The sequence below is a fragment of the Prosthecobacter sp. genome (genome assembly GCF_044378005.1).
Taxonomy (GTDB): Bacteria; Verrucomicrobiota; Verrucomicrobiia; order Verrucomicrobiales; family Verrucomicrobiaceae; genus Prosthecobacter.
Window position 1 is genome coordinate 1 of sequence record NZ_JBILYB010000259.1, and the last position, 4640, is coordinate 4640.

Genomic DNA, 4640 nt, shown 5'->3' on the forward strand with positions numbered 1-4640 from the left:
GGTCGCCGTTTTTCGACCGCCTCGCGTCCACCACGCCCGTCGCCTCCATGGTCGCTCTGCGTACGAAGGCCGTCATGGTCACACTGGCCGTTTATGACGACGGCCCCGCTCGCTGGCGTGCCGCTTACGGCCCTGGCATCCCAGTCACGCCCGAGTCCACCTTTGAAAGCCTCACCGCTCAAATCAACCAAGCCGTGGAGGCACTCGTCCGTGTGCAGCCGCACAGTTGGTTCTGGGTTCACAACCGCTGGAAAACTCCAAACCCACGCTTCCTGCTCCCCAGTTACCGCCGTGGCATCGCCTTTGAAGCAGGCTACGACACCGCCCGCCTAAAACCCTTCGAGCTTCTCCTCCGCTCCCCAAACTGGCTCGGCGATGCATGCATGGCCTTCCCCGCCGTGCGCGCCATCAAAGCAGGCCGCCCCGACTTGAAGCTCACCGTCTTTGGCCCCGAAAAACTGCGCGATCTCTGGGAGGCGCAGCCCGAGGTGGACCGCTACATCGGCAAGGCCGACAACGAAGGCCTCTTCGCCGTCGCCCGCCGCATTAAACAAAGCGGCATCCATTTCGACACCGCCGTGCTGCTCACGAACAGCACCCGCAGCACCCTCGAGCTGAAGCTCGCCGGCATCGAGCGTCTCGTGGGTTACTCTGGTTCCTTCCGCAGCAAGCTGCTCCGCCAGAAGATCCGCGAGCCCAAGATCAAAGGCCCGCCGCTGCATCACACCCAGCGCTACCTGCACATCGCCCGAGTCATCGGTGCCGATGTTCCCGACGCAGTGCCAACTCGTGAACGCCCCGCCGCCAGCGGTCCAATCCGCATCGGGATCTGTGCCGGAGCCGAATACGGCCCCGCGAAACGCTGGCCGCTGGATCGCTTCGCCGCCGTCATCAAGCAGGTGTCCGCACAGCATCCAGGTATCGAGTGGGTCTTCTTTGGCGCTCCGCGAGAGGCTGAGTCTGGCGAGCAGCTCTCCACACTCGTGGGGACCGAAGTGAAGCACACCAACCTCGTCGGCAAGACCAAGCTCGCCGAACTCATCGTCCAGCTCCGCACCTGCCGGCTGCTCGTCACCAATGACACCGGCACCATGCACCTCGCCTGTGCCGAGGGCGTGCCCACCGTTAGCATCTTCGGCTCCACCGAGCCCGTCCTCACAGGTCCGCTGGGCGATCAGCACACCGTCCTCCGCCATCAGGTGCCATGCAGCCCCTGCTTCAAACGCGAGTGCCCCTTCGGCCACTACGAGTGCCTCACCAAGATCACGCCCGATCAAGTCGCTGGGGCTGTGCTCAAGCGTCTGCGCGGCTGAAACGCAGACATCAAGTTTAGTGGCTTGCAGATCAACCAAAGGCCGCCGCCAACATGCCAATCTCCTGCTGCACCTCCTCCGGCGTCGTGACGGTATCCGCCACCGTTTTTTCCAGCAGGGCGCGGAAGCGTTTGCGGAGGCGGTGTACGGTCACTTTGATATCGCCGACACTTTTCCCGAGTCTCGCCGCCACATCGGCGTAGCTCTCGTCCCCGGCATTCCAGGCGATGAACTGCTGCAAAGCCTCGAAAACAGGTTCCTGACCTCTAGCGGCGAATTCTTTTCTCAAGGTCTCGGTCACGCCGTTAAGCAGTGTCGTGGCCCAGGCGCGGTCAAAGAGCTGTTCAGGCGAATTATGGTCCATGGGCTCCACTCCGTAGCGCTGCTCAGCCAGCGCTTGGTCGTAGGACTCGATAATTCTTCCTCCACCGCGCTTGGCGGCATTCTGACGGTCGCGTTCGTTGGAGAGATGGAGCTTCACATCTGCCAGCAGGAAGGCGCGCAGCTTTCCGCGCCCTTGATCCGCGCGGTCCAGGTAGCGGCGCTCCAGCAGATCGGCGAAGCAGCCCTGCGTCAGGTCCTGAGCATCCTCCGGGCTGGCGCAGGTGCGGCGGATGTAGGCATAAACGGGATACCAGTAGGCGGCACAGAGGTCATTCAGCGCCCTGCCAGCCTCCGCAGGCTGCTCGGACCGTGCCTTCAGGACCAGACTCCAGCGAGTGATGAGAAAGAGATCGGGGGCGTGAGAGGGTTCGTTGTTCATTTTTTAAAGCGGAAGGGAACGATATTCGAGGTGGTTTCCCACTTCAGCAGCAAAGCAAGCGCGGCTTTGGCTTTGCCAGACTGATTGAGGAGCGCCAGCCCGGGGTCTTTTTCCCACAAACTGAGCTTTGCCAGTGGCTCTCCTCCACGATGTGTGGCAAACTCACCAACCGTGGGAATCCAGGCGAGTGCTGGGATGGCAGAGGCATGTTTGACGTGGTTTTTGAAATCACGCGCGCTGATGGCGTACTCTCGTTCGATGCAGAGCTGGATGATTTTTCCCAGCAGCAGGTCATCGACAGGATCAGCAGTCTGGCCGGGCACTGGCACGCTGGACTCAGCTGCTGTCGTGGTGAGCTTTTGCCGTGCTAGTTCACGTTCACGCGGACGCAGAGCGGAAAACTCATCCCTGCCATTTCGTCGCACTTCTTTTCTTTGGTCGAGTAATCCTCGGAACACCCACTCGGCACGTGCATACCAGATAAGGCAACAGGAGGCGCTGACGTGGGGGGTTAGCAGGTGAGGCCGGGAGACGCAAAAAAATAATTGGAGTAGGGCTGTAACCTTTTTGGCGGGCCTGACTAGAGCCTGATGAAGCCGGTCACCGGCAGCCGAAAACGAAGAACCGAGCCAAACCCAAAAAACAGATAACCAAGTCATCCAAACCCGCCGTGAAGAAAACCACCAAACTGACCGCCCGCGTTCCGGAAAATCCCGCGTGACCCCTCTTTGGGAATCACCGGGAAGCGAAACGCCGCGCCAAGTGGCAAGGCCCGAATCACCGGCAATCAAGACAAACAAGACAAAAAACAAACACGACAATGAAAACGACAAACCAAACTCAAACTAGTTCCACCTCCCCTCGGTCCAAGCGCCGTGGTCTCATCCACCTCGCTCTGCTTTGCCTCTTGAGCGTCTTCATGGCTCCCATCCAGAGCTATGCACAAGAAATTCAGAGTTCGGGCTTCTTAAAAGCCGGGTTTGTTGAAGTCAAACCAATGACTAGGCTAACAGCGATCAAAAATGGGGGTACAGTTCATTTTTCAGCAAAACTAATGGCTGCTCCCGTCCAGACCTCGAATCGGCCAGTAAGTGGAGTTATGCTAGACGTTTATATTTTAAGATCAGGAAAGAAGAAGGAAAAGGAAAAAGTTGGTCGCGTAACAACAAACGCAAGAGGGGAGTTTATTGTGCCCAAAAGGGTGTTCCTTTCTCCTGAGGAACTAAATAAGGGTGTGGCTTCTATTCCCTGGTTTGTTGAAGTTATCAAAGCCCCCAAGGGTGTTATTATCAACGGAACAAATGAAAATCTGATTGGAGGCTGGGGCTTCCGCGTAGTTCCATAATCATTCATTCAAAGCTTCCCGCTTGGTGCTTCGCACCAAGCGGCGACACTTCACAGACTTACCACTCTAGTCATGAATTTCAACTGCGGTGCAAAACAACAAATCCGTTTGCCTTGGACGGCCCTCTTGAGCGCCTACTCCCTTCTCATCACAGGCTTGTGGTTTTATGGCAGCATAAACGCTCCGTCTGGCGCACCGCAGCCGCAGGCCAGCCACAAGGTTAACGGCCCGTCCAAACCGCCCGCGCCTGTGGTCACGCTGGCCAAGCCGCTCTCTCCGGAAACAGTCACGCCTGCCGCCGGTTCATCGGCCTCTGCCGCCACCCCGCCCAAAATCGACTGGGCACCCCTGGAAAGTGAGGACTTCGCCGTGTATGCCCGGAACCTCCGTGCCGCGGGCCTGCCTGAACGCGTAGTTAAGCAGATCATGGCAGCGGAGGTGCGCGCTTCCTTTGACCACGACCGCATGGCACTGGTGGAAAAGGAAAACACTCCCTTCTGGGACGCCAGCTATGACACCGAGGCGGAAATGGCGGAGGAACTCGCCCAGGTGGCCGAGCAGGAAGCCACCTTTCTTTCCTCCTTGGTTGGCCCGCTCGACGCTACCACCGTCGATGAAATCAACAGCCGCCGCCCAAAACCGGCCTTCCGTTTCGGCAGTGGCATGGATGCCGGGAAAAAGCAGGCGGTGACGGGTGTGTTTGATCGTGCCCGTGAAGCCATCATGCAGGCTTCAATAGAGAATCTGGCGGATGAGTTGACGCGGATTGACGCGCAGCGTGAGGCGGAACTGGCCGCCATGCTCACACCACGGGAACGCGAAGACTTCGAGATCCGCAATTCGCCAATGGCGGCGGAAATCCGCCATGCCATCCGTGAGCAGGGCGGGCAGGTGAGCGAGGAGAAGTTCCGGCAGCTCTTCCGCCTGAGGCAGGATCTCACGCGCCAGATGGAGGCCGCCGTCGGCACCGGGCAGGACGTGACTTCTGCGTTTGAGCAGTTCGATGCGCAGGTGTATCAGGCCGTCGCAGGCCTGGGACAATGAAGCCACAAACACGAATGCTCATCCGGCAAACGCCGCTGCGAGGGCCTGGAGTTCCTCCTGGATCTCCTCTTTGGAGGTCACCGTGTCAGCGATTTCCTTTTCCAGCAGGCTGCGGTAGCGCTTGCGCATGCGGTGAATGTCCACTTTGAGGTGGTTCACCGTCACGCCCAGCACG

Annotated in this window: 5 protein-coding genes; 3 read left to right on the forward strand and 2 right to left on the reverse strand. The window is 59.1% G+C overall.

Features of this window, described 5'->3' with window-relative positions:
* Window positions 1–1313 (forward strand): lipopolysaccharide heptosyltransferase II (waaF, locus tag AC6FTP_RS25645; RefSeq protein WP_497209743.1); only part of this gene is annotated, 1313 nt, incomplete at its 5' end.
* Window positions 1314–1344: 31 nt separating this feature from the next.
* Here waaF and AC6FTP_RS25650 read toward each other — a convergent pair.
* On the reverse strand, window positions 1345–2076 hold the full coding sequence (locus AC6FTP_RS25650; protein ID WP_497209744.1) for an RNA polymerase sigma factor: 732 nt from the start codon (window positions 2074–2076) through the stop codon (window positions 1345–1347).
* Window positions 2073–2888, reverse strand: a complete 816-nt coding sequence (locus AC6FTP_RS25655) for a hypothetical protein (protein ID WP_497209745.1) — start codon at window positions 2886–2888, stop codon at window positions 2073–2075. Before AC6FTP_RS25655 ends, AC6FTP_RS25650 begins: the two co-directional genes overlap by 4 nt.
* Window positions 2889–2995: 107 nt before the next feature.
* On the opposite strand from AC6FTP_RS25655, the gene AC6FTP_RS25660 reads away from it, so the two are divergent.
* On the forward strand, window positions 2996–3421 hold the full coding sequence (locus AC6FTP_RS25660) for a hypothetical protein (RefSeq protein WP_497209746.1): 426 nt from the start codon (window positions 2996–2998) through the stop codon (window positions 3419–3421).
* A gap of 126 nt (window positions 3422–3547) precedes the next feature.
* The gene (locus AC6FTP_RS25665; protein WP_497209747.1) at window positions 3548–4465 is read left to right on the forward strand and encodes a hypothetical protein; all 918 of its coding nucleotides are present in this window, start codon (window positions 3548–3550) and stop codon (window positions 4463–4465) included.
* Window positions 4466–4640: the final 175 nt, after the last annotated feature.